12 protein-coding genes are annotated in these 17047 nt (G+C 61.8%); 5 read left to right on the top strand and 7 right to left on the bottom strand.

The window, feature by feature from the left end:
- Positions 1–113: 113 nt before the first annotated feature.
- Together AC13RM_RS10830 and AC13RM_RS10825 are read right to left on the bottom strand one after the other, a co-directional pair.
- Positions 114–509 (bottom strand): type II toxin-antitoxin system VapC family toxin, encoded by a 396-nt coding sequence (locus AC13RM_RS10830; protein ID WP_374819544.1) that lies wholly within the window; start codon positions 507–509, stop codon positions 114–116.
- Complete coding sequence (locus AC13RM_RS10825) at positions 509–736, bottom strand: type II toxin-antitoxin system VapB family antitoxin (protein ID WP_285176891.1); 228 nt, start codon at positions 734–736, stop codon at positions 509–511. Before AC13RM_RS10825 ends, AC13RM_RS10830 begins: the two co-directional genes overlap by 1 nt.
- A 166-nt stretch (positions 737–902) precedes the next feature.
- Here AC13RM_RS10825 and AC13RM_RS10820 point away from each other — a divergent pair, with 166 nt between their 5' ends.
- Complete coding sequence (locus tag AC13RM_RS10820) at positions 903–2093, top strand: acetyl-CoA C-acyltransferase (RefSeq protein ID WP_374819542.1); 1191 nt, start codon at positions 903–905, stop codon at positions 2091–2093.
- Between the two features lie 198 nt (positions 2094–2291).
- Here AC13RM_RS10820 and AC13RM_RS10815 read toward each other — a convergent pair whose 3' ends face one another.
- Together AC13RM_RS10815 and AC13RM_RS10810 are read right to left on the bottom strand one after the other, a co-directional pair.
- A complete protein-coding gene (locus tag AC13RM_RS10815) occupies positions 2292–2582 on the bottom strand; it encodes a hypothetical protein (protein WP_374819540.1) in 291 nt (96 codons plus the stop codon).
- 75 nt (positions 2583–2657) lie between these two features.
- Positions 2658–5165: a heavy metal translocating P-type ATPase gene (locus AC13RM_RS10810; RefSeq protein WP_374819538.1), complete on the bottom strand. Its 2508-nt coding sequence runs from the start codon at positions 5163–5165 to the stop codon at positions 2658–2660.
- A gap of 171 nt (positions 5166–5336) precedes the next feature.
- Here AC13RM_RS10810 and AC13RM_RS10805 point away from each other — a divergent pair, with 171 nt between their 5' ends.
- From AC13RM_RS10805 to AC13RM_RS10790, 4 genes are all read left to right on the top strand, one after another.
- Positions 5337–6446, top strand: coding sequence for an RHE_PE00001 family protein (locus AC13RM_RS10805; RefSeq protein WP_488554925.1), 1110 nt, complete (start codon positions 5337–5339; stop codon positions 6444–6446).
- 213 nt (positions 6447–6659) lie between these two features.
- Entirely contained in the window at positions 6660–8174 is a 1515-nt protein-coding gene (locus tag AC13RM_RS10800) for an efflux RND transporter periplasmic adaptor subunit (RefSeq protein WP_285176885.1), read from the top strand.
- Positions 8171–11290: an efflux RND transporter permease subunit gene (locus AC13RM_RS10795; RefSeq protein WP_285176883.1), complete on the top strand. Its 3120-nt coding sequence runs from the start codon at positions 8171–8173 to the stop codon at positions 11288–11290. Before AC13RM_RS10800 ends, AC13RM_RS10795 begins: the two co-directional genes overlap by 4 nt.
- The gene (locus AC13RM_RS10790; RefSeq protein WP_285176881.1) at positions 11287–14397 is read left to right on the top strand and encodes an efflux RND transporter permease subunit; all 3111 of its coding nucleotides are present in this window, start codon (positions 11287–11289) and stop codon (positions 14395–14397) included. Before AC13RM_RS10795 ends, AC13RM_RS10790 begins: the two co-directional genes overlap by 4 nt.
- Positions 14398–14425: 28 nt before the next feature.
- On the opposite strand, the gene AC13RM_RS10785 is transcribed toward AC13RM_RS10790, so the two are convergent.
- The 3 genes from AC13RM_RS10785 to AC13RM_RS10775 form a co-directional block, all read right to left on the bottom strand.
- Positions 14426–14851: a PIN domain-containing protein gene (locus AC13RM_RS10785; protein WP_488554924.1), complete on the bottom strand. Its 426-nt coding sequence runs from the start codon at positions 14849–14851 to the stop codon at positions 14426–14428.
- Positions 14848–15093 (bottom strand): FitA-like ribbon-helix-helix domain-containing protein, encoded by a 246-nt coding sequence (locus AC13RM_RS10780; protein WP_285176877.1) that lies wholly within the window; start codon positions 15091–15093, stop codon positions 14848–14850. The genes AC13RM_RS10785 and AC13RM_RS10780 overlap by 4 nt, the downstream gene beginning before the upstream one ends.
- Before the next feature lie 129 nt (positions 15094–15222).
- Positions 15223–17047: efflux RND transporter permease subunit (locus tag AC13RM_RS10775; RefSeq protein ID WP_488554923.1), on the bottom strand; the 1825-nt coding region annotated here is incomplete at its 5' end.

The raw sequence follows: 17047 nt of genomic DNA, 5'->3' as shown, positions 1-17047 counted from the left end.
CGAGCTGGCCTAAAGCGCGTCGCGATCTTTCAGATTCGCTTCTCACGCTTTAGGTCTTTGATTTTGTGCATGTCGTCGTCGCAAAACCGCTGCACACTTTTACGCGACATGCTCTATGCCAGCTCGATATCTGTCTGCTTGAACCGGTCGCTTTTCGACAATAGCGGCTGGCGATAATAGCGAGCGCAGGCATAGGTCATGCAATCGTCAAGACTGAGGCGCGCCGTATGGCCGCCTTGGCCATAGCGCTCGTAGGCTTCGGTCGCCAAGATGGCGGCGCGAGGCGGCACCGCAAGCGGCTGAATGTTCATGAGCTGCAGAAACGTGCGGACAGCTTCGCCGGCCTCGATAGGCGACAATCCCAAAATATCGGAGACCAGGATTGCGGCATTCGCTGCGACAAGCGGCGAGGTCATTCGTGCCGTTGCCGGCTGCATGCGGATGGCGAAGGCGCGCGCCTCCTCTTCATCGGTCATCATCGCCGACAGCACTGAAGCGTCGATGAACATCAAATCTCTCCCGCTATGTCGGCGCTTACGCTTTTGGCGATGGCCTTCTGCTTGAGATTGCGGCAAAAAGCGACGGCGACGTCAGCAAGAGCCGGCTTGGTCAGCTCCTCATCCAGCGCCTTCTGCAAGGCAAGCCGTACGGCTTCCGTCTTGGTGGTGGCCCTGGTCAGCGCCTGATAGCGGCGCGCCAATCGGTCGATGGCGTCGTCCTTAATGTAAAGCGGCATGGAATATTCCTTCAAAGTCTATGGATATCCTTAGGGTCTGTACGCGGTGAGGGCAATCATATCCGCCGTCGGTCGTATCCTCTTTCCTGCGATATTTAGATGACGATCATCATCTAACGTGATAGAAATGGGCTGAAGATATGTTTGCCGACCGTAAGGAGATGTCATGTCCGCTATCGATCCCATTGTCATCGTTTCCGCCACCCGCACGCCGCTCGGCCGCTTCCAGGGAGATCTCTCGCCTTTGCAGGCGCACGAGCTTGGCGCGCATGTCATCCGCGCCGCGCTAGCGCGTGCGGGTCTTTCGGCGGAGAGAGTGGATGAAGTTCTGTTCGGCTGCGTCCTGCCTGCGGGGCAGGGACAGGCGCCGGCCCGGCAGGCTGCTCGCGGGGCTGGCCTGCCGGATGCCGTCGGCGCCACTACGGTCAACAAGGTCTGCGGCTCCGGCATGAAGGCCACCATGCTGGCGCATGATCTGCTTCTCGCCGGCTCGGCCTCCATCGCAGTCGCCGGCGGCATGGAATCGATGTCGAATGCGCCTTATCTGCTTGCCAAGGCGCGTGGCGGCTACCGCATGGGCCACGACCGCATCTTCGATCACATGATGCTGGACGGGCTGGAAGATGCCTATGAGAAGGGCCGCTCGATGGGCGATTTCGGCGAGCTGGCGGTCGAGGCCTATCAGTTCAGCCGCGACGATCAGGATGCCTATGCGATCGAGACTTTATCGCGCGCCCGTGCCGCAACGGAGAACGGCGCCTTCGAAGCCGAAATCACGCCAGTTTCCGTCATGGCCAAGGGCGGCCCGATCACCATCGCCAAGGACGAGCATCCGCAAAAGGTCTCGCCGGAAAAAATCCCGACGCTGAAGCCCGCCTTCCGCAAGGACGGCACGATTACGGCTGCCAGTGCCTCGGCCAATGCCGATGGCGCGGCCGCCTTGATCCTGACTCGCCGTTCGCTTGCCGAGCGTGAGGGATTGCCGATCCTTGCCGAAATCAAGGCGCATGCCACGCATAGCCAAGAGCCCGCCTGGTACACGACAGCGCCGATCCCGGCGATCCGCAAGCTGCTCGACAAGACGGGCTGGAAGATCGGCGATGTCGATCTTTTCGAGATCAACGAGGCCTTCGCCGTCGTCGCCATGGCGGCTGCCAAGGAGCTCGGCATTGCTCGTGACCGTCTCAATGTTAACGGCGGCGCCTGCGCGCTTGGCCATCCGATCGGCGCCACAGGTGCGCGGTTGATCGTGACCCTGCTGCATGCGCTGCAGTGTCAAGGTGCGCGGCGTGGTGTTGCCGCGCTCTGCATCGGCGGTGGCGAGGCGACCGCGATTGCTGTGGAGCGGGTCGCGTAAGCGAATTTGGGCAAGTCAGGTGCGTCTTCCGATGCCGCAAGTGTGGGCATGGCCCCTCATCTAGCCTTCCCCCGCTCATGCGGGGAGAAGGGACGACCGCGCGAGGCGGCGAATTTGTGTAAAAGATCGTAGGCTATCAACTAAAATTCCCTCTTCCCACGAGCAGGAAGAGTGCATGCCCTCGCCCTCTCCATGCCGTCAAACATAGACCAGTTCGTAGACGTAGGATTTCGAACCCTTCTTGCTCACCCACTCGCCTTCCGGCGGATAATCGGCGTCTTGTTCCGGAAACGGTACGCTCCATGGCCTGCCGAGCAAGGCTCCGTCTTCATCATCCCAAGTGCCCCAACCGAAGCCAACTTGAAACCTGATCCAGAGATCGGCATCCTCACGCCGGTAGCCGATCCTTCCATCGGATAGCTGTTTGCGATGGAACGTATAGACCAAATCATCGCTCCGTCGCTTCAGCTGGAATCGATCCCTATTCATGCCAGGTCCGTTATCTTGTCTCGGATATGGATACTGGCATCGGCCATTTGCTGTGTCCAGTTTCCCGGCATCGCGCTATTTCGCCAATCTCAGCCTCAGTGCATTGCCGATGACCGAGACCGAGGACAGGCTCATTGCGGCGGCCGCAATCATCGGTGACAGCAGCAGGCCGAACACCGGATAGAGCACGCCGGCCGCAAGCGGCACGCCGAGCGCATTGTAGCCGAAGGCGAAGGCAAGGTTTTGCTTGATGTTGCGGATCGTCGCTTCCGAGAGATGGCGGGCGCGGACGATGCCGTTGAGATCGCCCTTCACCAGGGTAATGCCGGCGCTTTCCATGGCGACATCGGCGCCCGTGCCCATGGCAATGCCGACATCGGCTGATGCAAGTGCCGGAGCATCGTTAACGCCGTCGCCCGCCATGGCAAGGATACGGCCTTTAGCCCGCAACTCGTCGACCAGCGCCTTCTTGCCTTCCGGCAGCATGTCCGCACGCACCTCGTCGATCCCGAGCTCTCTGGCGACGGCAGCGGCGGTCTTGCCGTTGTCGCCGGTCGCCATGACGATCGTCAGGCCGCTTTCATGCAGCGCCTTGATGGCGGCTGCCGTGGTCGGCTTGATCCGGTCGGCGACGGCGACGAGGCCGGCCAGCTTCCTGCCGATGGCGACGAACATGACCGTCTTGCCTTCGCTGCGCAGGCGCTCTGTCTCGGTTTTCAATGCGTCAGCCGCAACGCCAAGGTCGGCCATCATCGCGGCATTGCCGAGAGCGATCGCGGTGTCACCGGAGCGGCCCTCCACGCCCTTGCCGGTCACCGCCGCAAAGCTGGAGATTTCGACGAAGCGTGCCCCGCGCTCCTTCGCGCCGGCAACGATGGCTTCAGCCAGCGGGTGCTCGGAGCCGCGCTCCAGGCTGGCGGCGAGCGAGAGGAGGCGTGCCTCGTCTGTGCCCGCCGCGGTGACGATGTCGGTCAGGTGCGGTTTTCCTTCGGTCAGTGTGCCTGTTTTGTCGACGATCAGCGTGTCGACCTTGGCGAAGTGTTCCAGCGCCTCGGCATCGCGCACCAGCACACCTTCATGTGCGCCTCGGCCTGTGGCGATCATGATGGACATGGGCGTCGCCAGCCCAAGCGCACAGGGGCAGGCGATGATCAGCACGGCGACGGCGGCAAGCAGCGCATGCGCCAGCCGAGGCTCCGGCCCGACAAAGGTCCAGACGGCGAAAGCGATGATGGCAGCCGCGACGACGGCGGGCACAAAGACGGTAGAGACGCGATCGACCATTGTCTGGATCGGCGCGCGTGAGCGTTGCGCTTTGGCAACGAGCTCGACGATGCGCGAGAGCGTGGTCTCCGCGCCGACCTTTTCGGCCTGCATGATGAGCGCGCCGTTCCTGTTGATGGTGCCGCCGGTCAAGGCGTCGCCCTTGGTCTTTTCGACCGGCAGGGGCTCGCCCGTGATCATCGATTCATCGATAGTGGATTGTCCTTCGACGACGGAGCCGTCCACGGGGACGCGTTCACCCGGGCGCACACGCAGCCGGTCGCCGGCCTGGATTTCGTCGACAGGCACATCGGTTTCGCTTCCGTCGGCGCCGACGCGCCGTGCTGTTTTCGGTGCGAGATCGAGAAGCGCGCGAATGGCCGAGCCCGTGCGTTCGCGGGCCTTCAGCTCGAGCACCTGGCCGACGAAGACCAATGCGACGATGACGGAAGCTGCCTCGAAATAGACGGGCACGCTCTCACCATGGCCTCGGAAGCTCATGGGAAACAAGCCAGGGGCGAACGTGGCGATGACGCTGTAGAGATAGGCAGTGCCGACGCCGAGGCCGATCAGCGTCCACATATTAGGGCTGCGGTTGACGAGCGAATTCCAGGCGCGGCGGAAGAAAGGAAGAGCCGCCCAAAGCACGACCGGCGTCGCGAGCAGAAGTTCGACCCAGGTGGCGAGGGGTTCGCCGATCCAGTCGCGAATCGGCAGGCCGATCATCGGACCCATGCTGATGACAAGCAGCGGCAGCGACAGCGCGGCGCTGATCCAGAGCCGGCGTGTGAAATCTGTAAGTTCCGGGTTCGGGCCTTCATCGGCCGCGGGAACACCCATCGGCTCCAGCGCCATGCCGCATTTCGGGCAGTCGCCGGGATGGTCGCTGATGACTTCGGGGTGCATCGGGCAGGTATAGAGCGTGCCTTTCGGCACCGGCTTTGGCGCGGGTCTGTTGCCATCGAGATAAGCTGATGGCTCCGCTTCGAACTTCGCCTTGCAGCTGGCTGAGCAGAAATAGAATTTCTCACCCTCGTGCTTCATGAAATGGCGGGCGGTGGCGCGATCGACCACCATACCGCAGACGGGATCTTTTGCTGTGAGATAGTTTTCCGGTGCAGCCTCGAATTTTGCGCGGCAGCCATTGCTGCAGAAGTGGAAAATACAGCCGTGATAATCCATCGACGGCTTACCAGCATCGGGATTGACGGTCATGCCGCAGACGGGATCGCGGATCACCACATCCTGAATGTCGGCATCATGATGATGGTGATGACCGTGGCCATGATGGCCGTGATCGTGCTCGTGGTGCGGTGCCATGTCATACTCCTTTGCCCGAAAGGGCGTCGGAAACCCTTATGAACCTTCCGATCGCTGGAAGGTCAAGGCGGAAAATAGTGATTGCCATCCACAGTTCACAGGGTTGCCTTCCTATCTCGCCGCGGACGGCGATGATAAGTTCCGTAAGATCGATGCAATGATGTGATTCCAATGCGATATGATCTAACCACACTGCCGCTTGCCGCGCTTCTGCCCGCCATCGTCAAGGCGGAGGATATGTTGGCACGGCTGGATGAGCGTGTCCTGAGGCATGCGGTGGCGGATGGTTTTCGCGAGCGCGGGCACTTTTTCGATGCCGCAGGCGCGCTCTGGGTCGGCGGCGAACTCGTGCATGTGGAGGATCTCGTCCTGCATGATGCGCGCATGGATACGCGCACACCGACGCACGAGCTGACCATCGCCCATGCGGTGCTGCGCAGCCGTCGCCGGCTATGGGCCGCCGATCCGTCCTGGGGGCTGGAGCCAGCCGGCCTTGCCGTCTTACGCGGGGATGTCGGCGAAACCGAAGACACCATTTCGCCGCGTTCGACGCGTGCCCCGGCCATAGAGCCCGACGAACCAGTGGACGAGGAAGACGATTTCGGCGTTGATTTCGCCGAGATCGACGCCATTCTCGCCCGATCCGACAAGATCCTGAACGGCGGCGTTCCGGAAGCCCGGCAGCCTACGATCGATGTCGAAGATCCCCTTGCGCTCGTTCGCGATGAGGATTGGGATGAGGATGAGCGGCTGGAGAGTTGGCGCGCCGTCATTCGCGACGCGGATCTGCTGCCGCCCGTTCTCGGCGCGGCGGTGCTTTTCGATGCCTGGGAGCGCATCGAGCCACTGCGGCGGCAGCATTGGCTCGGCGGCTTGCTGGTCAGCGCCTATCTGCGCAGCCGGGGCAAGGTCACATCCCATCTCTTCTGCCTGAATGTCGGCCTGAAAGCCGTCCGTCACGATCGCCGGCGTGCACCGGATCGCACCACGCGGCTGACAGCCTTTCTGGAGGCCATGGCACTTTCGGCCGATTCGGGCCTGAAGGAGCTCGATCGCCTTTCGCTTGCCCGGCTGCAGATGGAGCTCCGGCTCAAGGACCGGCGGTCCAACAGCAGCCTGCCCGAAGTCATCGATATCGTGCTGTCGCGGCCGATCGTTTCGGCGAAAATGATCGCACGTCATGTCGGCGTCACCTCCAGAGGCGCGCTTAATCTGGTGGCCGAGCTCGGCCTGCGCGAGATGACGGGTCGCGGTCGCTACCGTGGCTGGGGCGTGCTTTGAGGCGCTGCAGCGGCTTGTGCGGGTAGACGCATCCACCTTGCAACCACAACCCTAGTTTTTCGTCCAATGTTACAGTTTGTTACGCTAAGTGGCGCTAAAATGGACAAAATTTAATGGCCATACCAAATTCCTAAGCGGCACGATGCAAGCTAAGGTCGCGCCATGAATAGCGCGGGATCGTCGTCGCCCCGGGATTTGAGGAAAGGTGCGTGAATGGCTCGGACGTTTCGGGTCGTCGTTTGGTTGGCAGTGATCGGCGCAGTCGGATATGGCGCCTATGCGACCCGCGATCGTTGGCTTGGGCCGGCGGAGAAGCTGCTTGGCTACCAGAATGCTGCAGCACCGGGGGAACAAGCCCAGGACGGACGCCGTGGCGGTCAAAGGCAGGGTGGCAGTGGTGGCGGACGGCGCAGCATGTCGCAGTTCAGCGGGCCGGTTCCCGTGCTTGCTGCCGATGCGACGACGGCCGATGTCCCCGTCTACATTAACGGCGTTGGGTCGGTGAAGGCGCTGAATACCGTGACGGTGCGCGCGCAGGTCAGCGGACGAATCGTCGAAATCAATTTCGGTGAGGGCCAGGATATCAAGAAGGGTGATGTCATCGCCCGTATCGACGATTCCGTCTATAAGGCGCAGCTCGACCAGGCGATCGCCAAGAAGGCGCAGGACGAAGCCCTGCTTGCAGGCGCCCAGCGCGATCTCGCCCGCTATCAGCTGATGGTAAAGAGCGCGTCCGGCACGCAGCAGCAGGTCGACACGCAGACATCATTGGTGGCCCAATATACAGCACAGGTCCAGGTGGATGTGGCAGCCATCGAAAGCGCGCAGGCAACACTCGATTATACGACGATCAGGGCGGCCTTCGATGGGCGCACCGGCATCCGCAACGTGGACGTCGGCAATCTCGTCAGCTCGTCCGATGCGACCGGCATCGTGACGCTCTCGCAGATCAAGCCGATCTCCGTGCTGTTTTCCATTCCCCAGCAACAGCTTGCCCGCGTCAATGCGGCCAGTGAGGCCGGAACGCTTGCCGTCCAGGCCATGGGCAATGACGGCGAGACGGTGGTCGACAACGGCTCGCTTGGCGTGGTCGACAATCAGGTCGATCCCACTACGGGTACGGTCAAGCTGAAGGCGAATTTCCCCAACGACAAACTGGCGCTGTGGCCAGGCGCCTTCGTCAATGCCCGCTTGCTCGTCGAGACGCTGAAGGGCGTTACCGTCATTCCGAGCGGCGCCGTGCAGCGCGGACCGAACGGCACCTTCGTCTATATCATCGGCCGGGATCAGACGGTCGCGATGAAGCCGGTGAAGGTGCGCCAGCAGGACGATACGCTCGCCGTCATCGCCGATGGGGTGGCGCCCGGCGATAAAGTGGTGACGACCGGTTTCGCGCGGCTTCAGAATGGATCGAAGGTGCAGATTTCGGCCAATCCGGATCAGGCGTCGCCGGCTGCTCCGTCAACCGACAATAACGGGCAGCCTGTTGCAGAAAACGACCAACAGAATGCTGCTCCAGGCACCGCGAATGCGAGCGAACGTCCGCACCGCCGCCACAATGGCCAGGGTGGAAATGGTGGCCAGGGCGGGCAGGGCGGTGCCGGCGGTCATAGTGGCCATCGCGGCCACGATGGTCAGCCTGGCGCCGGCGGCGAGCAGGGTGCGGATACGGGCGGCGGCTCGGCCTCCAACAACAATTCCTCCGCTACGCCGACGCAGCAACAATGAACGTCTCGTCGCTCTTCATTTCCAGGCCGATCGCCACCACGCTTCTCGGGGTAGCGGTTCTGTTGGGCGGCATTCTCGGCTTTCTCTTCCTGCCGGTCGCGCCGCTGCCGCAGGTAGATTTCCCGACGATCCAGGTGACGACGCAGCTTCCGGGCGCCGATCCCGATACGATGGCGGCGCTGGTGACCGCACCCCTGGAGCGACCGCTCGGCCAGATCCCTTCGCTTGCCTCCATGACCTCGTCGAGCGCCTTCGGTATCAGCCAGATCACGCTGCAGTTCGATCTTGGCCGCGATATCGATGGCGCCGCGCAGGACGTGCAGGCAGCGATCAACGCCGCCGGATCGACTTTGCCGCGCACGCTTCCCTATCCGCCGACCTATTCGAAGGTGAATCCGGCCGATACGCCGATCGTGACGCTGGCGCTGCGTTCCAACAGCTATTCGATCCGTGAGCTCAGCGATTTTGCCGACACCATGATGGCGCAGCGCTTGAGCGAAGTGTCGGGTGTCGGCGACGTCAACATCCAGGGCGGCGTCAAACCCGCCATCCGCATCCAGGTGGATCTGCCGCGTCTCGCTTCCTATGGGCTGGCGCTGGAGGATATTCGCTCGGCGATCACCAATGCCAGCGTGGCCGGCGCTAAGGGTTCGCTCGACGGCACACAGCAGAGTTTCACGCTCGCCGCGAACGATCAGATCGTCGATCCCAATGTCTATAAATCCGTCATCGTCGCCTACCGCAACAGTGCGCCGGTGCAGTTGAAGGACGTCGCAACGGTCGTCGAGGGGCTGGAGAATAATCGAGTCGGTGCCTGGTATCAGGGGCAGCCCGCCGTCATTCTCGATATCATGCGTCAGCCGGGCGCCAACGTCATCCAGACCGTCGAGAACGTGCTGAAGCAGATCCCGAAGCTGAAGCAGGCGATGCCGGCCGGTATTTCGCTTGACATCGTGAACGACCGCACCGAGACGATCCGCGCTTCGATCCATGACGTGCAATGGACGCTCGTCATCAGCATCGGCCTCGTCATCCTGGTCGTGCTGCTGTTCCTGCGGACGATGACTGCGACCTTCATTGCCGGCGTCGCGCTGCCGCTGTCGCTGATTGCCACTTTCGGCGTCATGTGGTTTGCCGGCTTCAGCCTCGACAATCTCTCGCTCATGGCGCTGACCATCGGCACCGGCTTCGTCGTGGACGACGCTATCGTGATGATCGAGAACATCGCCCGCCATATCGAGGAAGGTGAAAATCCGATGCAGGCGGCGCTGAAGGGCGCCGGCGAGATCGGGTTCACCATCATTTCGCTGACCGTATCGCTGGTCGCCGTCTTCATTCCGCTACTGTTCATGACCGGCATTGTCGGCCGCATGTTCCGCGAATTCGCACTGACGCTCACCATTGCCGTCGTCGTGTCGGCCGTGGTCTCGCTGACGCTCACGCCGATGATGTGCGCGCGCATCCTGCGCAAGCCGAAAGAGCATCAGGGCGGCTTTCTGGCCGGTGCCGACCGTTTCACCGACTGGATGGTTGAAGGCTATCGGCGCAGCCTTGTCTGGGCCGTGGATCGCAGCCGTCTCATGCTGCTGGTGACGGTGGTGACGCTGGCTGCGACGATCGCGCTCTATGTCGTCATCCCCAAGGGTTTCCTGCCGGCGCAGGATACGGGCCTCATCACCGCCGTCATCGAGGCCGAACCGACGACCTCCTTCGAAACCATGAAGCAGATCCAGGCTGATGTGACCGACCGACTGCGCAAGGATCCGGATGTTACCGGCGTCGTTGCCGTCATCGGTGCCAGCGCCAGCAATCTGACGCTGAATACCGGTAATCTCAGCCTTGTCTTGAAGCCGCGGAGTGAGCGTAATGCGTCCGCTGATCAGATTATCGAACGAATGCGCGGCGAAGTTACCGGCATGCCCGGCATCCACGTCACCTTCCAAAGTGTGCGCGATATTTCGATCAGCACCAGGGCCAGCCGTGCACCCTACCAATATACCTTGACGGGCACGGACACGAATACGGTGGTCGACTGGGCGCAGAAGCTCGCCCAGCGCCTGCAGGAAAGCCCGAAGCTGATGGATGTCGCCTCCGAAGTGGAGATGGGTGGTGGGCGCATCTTCGTCGATGTCAATCGCGAGACCGCCTCGCGGCTCGGCGTGTCGATGCAGGCCGTCAGCGATACTTTGAATGATGCCTTCGGCCAGCGGCAGATCGCAACGATCTATGGCCAGGCCAACCAGTATCGCGTCATCCTGGAGGCGGCGCCGCAATATCAGTCGGATCCCAAATCGCTCGACAAGCTTTATGTCGCCGGTGCCAGCGATACGCAGGTGCCGCTCAACGCCTTCACGACGGCGAGTTTCACGACCGCGCCGCTGGTCATCAGCCATGATGAGCAATTCCCGGCCGTGACGCTCAGCTTCGATCTCGCCAAGGGCGCCTCGCTCAGCGATGCCGTCGCGGAGATCAAGGCGGCGGAGCGAGATATCGAGATGCCCGACAATATCCAGCGCAAATATTCGGGCGATGCCGAAGAGTTTGCCTCGTCGCTTGCGGGTGAGCCCTGGCTGATCCTGGCGGCTATCGTGACGATCTACATCGTGCTCGGCCTGCTCTATGAGAGCGCCGTGCATCCGGTGACGATCCTGTCGACGCTGCCTTCGGCCGGCGTCGGCGCACTGCTGGCGCTGATGCTGTTCGGGCAGGATCTCTCGATCATCGCTCTCATCGGCGTCGTGCTCCTGATGGGTATCGTCAAGAAGAATGCGATCATGATGATCGACTTTGCGCTGGAGGCGGAGCGCAAGGAAGGTCTCGAGCCCCGCGCGGCCATTCTGAAAGCCTCGATTCTGCGTTTCCGGCCGATCATGATGACGACGCTCGCGGCGCTCTTCGGCGCTTTGCCGCTGGCGTTGGCGCAGGGCACGGGCGCAGAGTTGCGCATTCCACTCGGGATCACCATCATCGGCGGTCTCGTGCTCTCGCAGCTTTTGACGCTCTATACGACGCCGGTGATCTATCTCGCCTTCGAGCGTCTGCGCGCCAAGGTCGTCGGCCGCACCAGCGGCACGCCGAGCGCTGAGATGAATGAATTGGCGGGTGGCGAGAGATGAACATCTCCGAGCCGTTTATCAAACGCCCTGTCGGGACGACGCTTCTGGCGATCGGGCTGGTGATCCTCGGCATCGTTGCCTATCGTTTCCTGCCGGTTGCCAGCCTGCCGACCGTCGACCTTCCCACAATCGTCGTCTCCGCCAGCCGTCCGGGCGCCGATCCCGCCAGCATGGCGGCGAGCGTTGCAGCGCCGCTGGAACGCCATCTCGGCACGATCGCCGGTGTCACGCAGCTGACATCGGTGAGCTCGCTCGGCTCGAGCAGCATTATCGCACAATTCGATCTTTCCCGCAGCGTCGATGGCGCCGCGCAGGACGTGCAGGCGGCGTTGAACGCGGCGGCGACCGACCTGCCGGGCGACCTGCCGACGCTGCCATCCTTCCGCAAGATCAACCCGGCTGCCGCTCCCGTGCTGATCCTGGCGCTGACCTCGGACAATGTGCCTGCGAGCGCCATCTACGATGCGGCCGACACTGTGGTCGTGCAGCGCATTTCGCAGGTCGATGGCGTCGGCGGCGTTACCGTCAGTGGCGCAGACCAGCCGGCCATCCGCGTCAGGCTCGATCCTGATCGGCTCTCGGCCATGGGCCTGTCGCTCGATGCCGTACGCACCGCGATCGTCAATGCCAGCGTGCTCGGCCCCTTCGGCTCGATCGATGGAGCTTCGGGCGCATTCTCCCTTGCCGTGAACAGCCAGTTGCGGACGCCGGAAGCCTATGGACGGATCATCGTACAGAGCGGGGACGGCACGGCGGTTCGCTTGTCCGATATCGCCACTGTCGAGCCGGGCGTACGCAACAGCCGCTCGGATGCCTGGTATGACGGCAAACCGGCCGTGCTGCTCAACATCACCAAGCAGGCGGATGCGAACGTCATCGCCACCGTCGATGGCGTCAAGCAGCTGATCCCCGAATTGCAGCGGCTCATTCCTGCCGGTGTGAATATCTCGATTCTCTCCGACCGCACCACGACGATCCATGCCAGCGTCACCGACATGCAATGGACGTTGCTTGCCACCATTTGTCTGGTCATGGCCGTCGTCTTCGTGTTCCTGCGGCGCGCTACCCCTACAGTCGCTGCTGGCGTTACTGTGCCGCTGTCTCTTGCCGGCACTTTTGCCGCGATGTGGCTCTTCGGCCTGTCGATCGACAATCTCTCGCTGATGGCGCTTGCCGTTTCCGTCGGCTTCGTCGTCGACGATGCCATCGTTATGATCGAGAATATCTATGCCAATCTGGAAGCGGGCATGAAGCCGATGCGGGCGGCGCTCGAAGGCGCCAAGCAGATCGGCTTCACCGTCGTTTCGATCAGCCTGTCGCTGCTTGCCGCCTTCATTCCGCTGTTCTTCATGGGCGGCATTGTCGGCCGGTTCTTTCAGACCTTCTCGCTGACGCTCGGCTTTACCATCGTCGTTTCGACACTGGTATCCCTGACGCTGACGCCGATGATCTGCGGCCATCGACTGCGTCAGCACGATATCGATGCCCGGCCCGGCCTGTTCGGCCGCATCGTCGAGGGCACGCTCAGTGCCATTACCGGCTTTTACGGCCGCACGCTACGGGCGGTGCTGCATCACCGTTTCCTTTCCGTGGTCGTCATCATCGCCTGCGTGGTCATGTCCGGGTATCTCTATGTCAAGGTTCCGAAGGGCTTCATCCCACAGGATGACACCGGCTTCATCCAGGGCGGAACGCAGGCTGCGACCGACATTTCCTATCCCGCCATGGTCAAGCTGCAGCAGCAGGCCGCGGATATCGCCTCAAAGGATCCCGCCGTTTCCGGTATCGGCTCTTCCGTCGGCGGTGGCGGCTTTTCCAGCTCCATCAATCGTGGCCAGCTTTTCATCTCGCTGAAGCCGGAATCGGAGCGTGCGCCGACGGCCGACGTCATAGACAGGCTGCGCAAGCAGCTGATGGCCGTTCCAGGCCTCAGCACCTTCCTGTTTTCGCCGGGCGATATCCGCGCCGGCGCGCGCCAGTCGCAATCGCAATATCAGTTCACGCTCTGGGGCGCGAATTACGACGAGTTGGTGGAATGGGCGCCCAAGGTGCTGGAGCGGATGCAGGCCCTGCCGGGATTGGCCGATGTCGCGACCGACAGGCAGCCTAACGGCTTGCAGGCGACCGTCAATATCGACCGCAGTCTGGCCTCGCAGCTCGGCGTGAACATTCAGTCCATAGATTCCGCGCTGAACAATGCCTTCGCGCAGCGGCAGATCTCGACGATCTATACGCAGCGCAACCAGTATCGTGTCGTATTGGAGGCGAATCCCGAGTATGCGCTCGATCCCCACGATATTTCCAAGCTCTATGTGCCCGCCTCCGGCGGCACGCAGGTGCCGCTGAGCGCGGTGGCGTCGATCGACCGGACGCTGGCGCCGCTGGTGGTCAATCATCAGGGCCAATATCCCTCCGTCACCATCTCCTACAATCTGGCGCTCAACACGCCGCTGCAGGTGGCGAACGACGCCATTCAGAAGGCGGTGCTGGACATGCATTTGCCCGATACGCTGCATGCGGATTTCGCCGGCGATGCGGCGAGCGTCACCCAGTCGTCGGGCAGCCAGCCGCTGCTGCTGCTGGCGGCATTGCTGACGGTCTATATCGTCCTCGGCATCCTCTATGAGAGCCTGGCGCATCCGCTGACGATCATCTCGACGCTGCCGTCCGCCGGTCTCGGCGCGCTGCTGGCGCTTGCGATCAGCGGCACCGAGCTGACGATCATTGCCTTCATCGGCATCATCCTGTTGATCGGCATCGTCAAGAAGAACGGCATCATGATGGTGGACTTCGCGCTGCAGGGCGAGCGCATACTCGGCCTGTCTTCGGAAGAAGCCATCTATCAGGCGTGCCTCAAGCGTTTCCGGCCTATCCTGATGACGACCCTTGCCGCATTGATGGGCGCCATTCCGCTGATCATCGCCACCGGCCCCGGCGCAGAGCTGCGTCGGCCGCTTGGGATCACGATCGTCGGCGGGCTCGTCGTGTCACAGGTGCTGACGCTCTATACCACGCCGATCATCTACCTGATGCTTGCCAAGCTGCATGCAAAATGGTCGCCGAAGGCACAAGCCACGGTGCCGCCAATATCTCCGCTCTCAACTTGAATGTTTAGCGGTGTATGGATGGACCGGATCAGCCCTGATAATCCCACGGATTGACGACAGCTATTCCGATGTCCAGGAAATCCGACACGTTGCGGGTGGCAAGGGTTGCTCCTCGCGACGCTACAATTGCGGCGATCTGAGCATCGAACTGGCTGATCGGCTTGCCGGCCCGACGCCGCGATGTTGCAATGAAGGAATAAGCTCCCGCGGCTTCGCTATCGAAGGGGAGAACTCTTCCGGCGAAATCCTCTTCGAATATCGGGAGAATAGCAGCTTCCAATTCGCTTCGGCGTCGGCCCGCAGGCAGCAGCCGGAGACCGTAAAGGATTTCCGCCTGCGTCGTTGCCGTCGTAAAGATGGCGAGAGGAGGCTGGGCGGCGAGCCACGCTTCAACCATTGGCGATGGTGATGGTGCCAATAGGTCAGAAATGACATTTGTGTCGAGAACGATCATGGATCGAGATCGACCGGTCGGATTGGTTCACGCGGAGCCATATCCAGCACGACCCCACCACTCGCAGCCATGCGGCGACGGATTGTCTCAACCAAGTTGGGTTGACGCTTTTCTTCGGTCGACAAGGCCGCCCGCAGAATGTCTCGCGCCTCATCCTCCATCGATCGCCCATGTGCAGCCGCGCGAATGCGCAGTCGGGTCTTTAAATGATCGTCGATGTTGCGGATCGTCATACTGGCCATGGAAGTATCCCATCATCAATGATTGCATATTAATCATTGATGACAATCTTGGCAAATCAAGACGAAGCATCCGATACCCGATCGAGATCTCCACTCGCTCTCTGCTTCGAGAGAGCGAGTGGAGAGACCTTAATGCGCCACGTCAGGGTTACCAGCCTCCCGCCCTGCCGGCGACCGAACATTGCCCTTGAAGATACGGCGGACGGAGACGAAGAGCAGCGGGATGAAAAAGATGCCGAGCACGGTCGCCGAAATCATGCCGCCCATGACGCCGATGCCGATCGAGTTCTGGCTGCCGGAACCGGCCCCATTGGCGACCGCCAGCGGCAGCACGCCGAGGATGAAGGCGAGCGAGGTCATCAGGATCGGTCGCAAGCGCTGGCGGGATGCTTCCAGCGTTGCGTCGATCAGGCTCTTGCCCTGGTTCTGTTGCTCGATGGCGAATTCGACGATCAGGATGGCGTTCTTTGCCGCCAGACCGATTGTTGTCAGCAGACCGACCTTGAAGTAGACGTCGTTCGACTGGCCGAAAATGGTGGCTGCCAAGAGTGCGCCGAAGATGCCGATCGGCACCGACAGCATGACGGCAAGCGGGATCGACCAGCTCTCGTAAAGGGCGGCGAGTGCCAGGAAGACGACCAGGATCGAGATCGCATAGAGCTGGGTCGCCTGGTTGCCCGAAAGCTTTTCCTGGGCAGACAGGCTGGTCCATTCATGACTGAAGCCGGGCGGCAGGCTCGCCATGATCTTGTCGATCTCGTTCATGGCGTCGCCCGAGGAGACGCCAGGAGCCGCGGAGCCGAGGATTTCGACCGCCGACGAGCCGTTATAGCGCTCCAGACGCGGTGAGCCGTAGGTCCATTCGCCGCTCGAGAAAGCGGAGAATGGCACCATGTCGCCACCGGAATTGCGCACATACCAACGGCCCAGGTCTTCGGGCTGCATGCGGAAATCCTTGTCGGCCTGGACATAGACCTTCTTGACACGGCCGCGGTCGATGAAGTCGTTGACATAGGTGCCGCCCCAGGCCGTCGACAGCGTCGTGTCGATATCCGAAAGGCCGATGTTCAGCGCGCTCGCCTTTTCCTGGTCGATGTTTACGGAATATTGCGGCGTGTCCTCCTGGCCGTTCGGACGCGTTCCGAACAGCTTGTGGTTCTGTGCGGCTGCGCCAAGCAGCTGATTGCGGGCCGCTATGAGCGCTTCATGGCCGGCGCCGTTGATATCCTTGATGAAGAAGTCGAAGCCGCTCGAGCTGCCGAAGCCGGGGATTGCCGGCGGTGCCAGCGCAAAGACGCTACCGTCCTTGATCTTGGAAAAGGCTCCCATGGCACGACCGGCGATGGCTTGTGCCTTAGACTGCGGCGTCTTGCGCTGATCAAAGTCCTTCAGCCTGACGAAGACGAGACCGACATTCTGGCCCTGACCGCTGAATCCGAACCCGGCGACTGCGAATGCGCCCTCGACATAGTCCTTCTCGTTGTTGAGATAATAATCTCTCACCTGGTCGAGCACCGCCCAGGTACGGGAATCCGTGGCGCCTGGAGGCAGCTGGATGGCCGTCAGCAGAATGCCCTGGTCCTCGTCCGGAAGGAAGGAGCTCGGCAAGCGGTTGAAGAGATAACCGACGCCGACGCCGATCAGGACGAATATCAGCAGAAAAACGGCGGTCATGCGAATCATGCGGTGGACGCCGCGCTGATAACTGCGTGTTCCCCGCTCGAAATTGCGGTTGAACCAGCCGAACACGCCCTTTTCCTTCGCACCATGTTTGGGCTGTCTGAGAATGGTGGCGCAAAGAGCTGGCGTGAGGATAAGAGCGACGATGACGGACAGCACCATCGCCGAGACGATCGTCACCGAGAACTGCCGGTAGATGATGCCGACCGAACCGGAGAAGAAGGCCATCGGGATAAACACGGCCGACAAGACCGTGGCGATGCCGATCAGTGCG

Source organism: Martinezella sp. CNPSo 3732 (assembly GCF_057784515.1).
Note: the sequence above shows the minus strand (reverse complement) of the source record. Positions and strands in the feature narration are given on the sequence as shown.

Coding starts and splice junctions, on each gene's coding strand:
- AC13RM_RS10810 (WP_374819538.1), bottom strand. CDS start 5,165: ATGGCACCGCACCACGAGCACGATCACGGCCATCATGGCCACGGTCAT.
- AC13RM_RS10805 (WP_488554925.1), top strand. CDS start 5,337: ATGCGATATGATCTAACCACACTGCCGCTTGCCGCGCTTCTGCCCGCC.
- AC13RM_RS10825 (WP_285176891.1), bottom strand. CDS start 736: ATGCCGCTTTACATTAAGGACGACGCCATCGACCGATTGGCGCGCCGC.
- AC13RM_RS10785 (WP_488554924.1), bottom strand. CDS start 14,851: ATGATCGTTCTCGACACAAATGTCATTTCTGACCTATTGGCACCATCA.
- AC13RM_RS10780 (WP_285176877.1), bottom strand. CDS start 15,093: ATGGCCAGTATGACGATCCGCAACATCGACGATCATTTAAAGACCCGA.
- AC13RM_RS10815 (WP_374819540.1), bottom strand. CDS start 2,582: ATGAATAGGGATCGATTCCAGCTGAAGCGACGGAGCGATGATTTGGTC.
- AC13RM_RS10830 (WP_374819544.1), bottom strand. CDS start 509: ATGTTCATCGACGCTTCAGTGCTGTCGGCGATGATGACCGATGAAGAG.
- AC13RM_RS10800 (WP_285176885.1), top strand. CDS start 6,660: ATGGCTCGGACGTTTCGGGTCGTCGTTTGGTTGGCAGTGATCGGCGCA.
- AC13RM_RS10820 (WP_374819542.1), top strand. CDS start 903: ATGTCCGCTATCGATCCCATTGTCATCGTTTCCGCCACCCGCACGCCG.
- AC13RM_RS10790 (WP_285176881.1), top strand. CDS start 11,287: ATGAACATCTCCGAGCCGTTTATCAAACGCCCTGTCGGGACGACGCTT.
- AC13RM_RS10795 (WP_285176883.1), top strand. CDS start 8,171: ATGAACGTCTCGTCGCTCTTCATTTCCAGGCCGATCGCCACCACGCTT.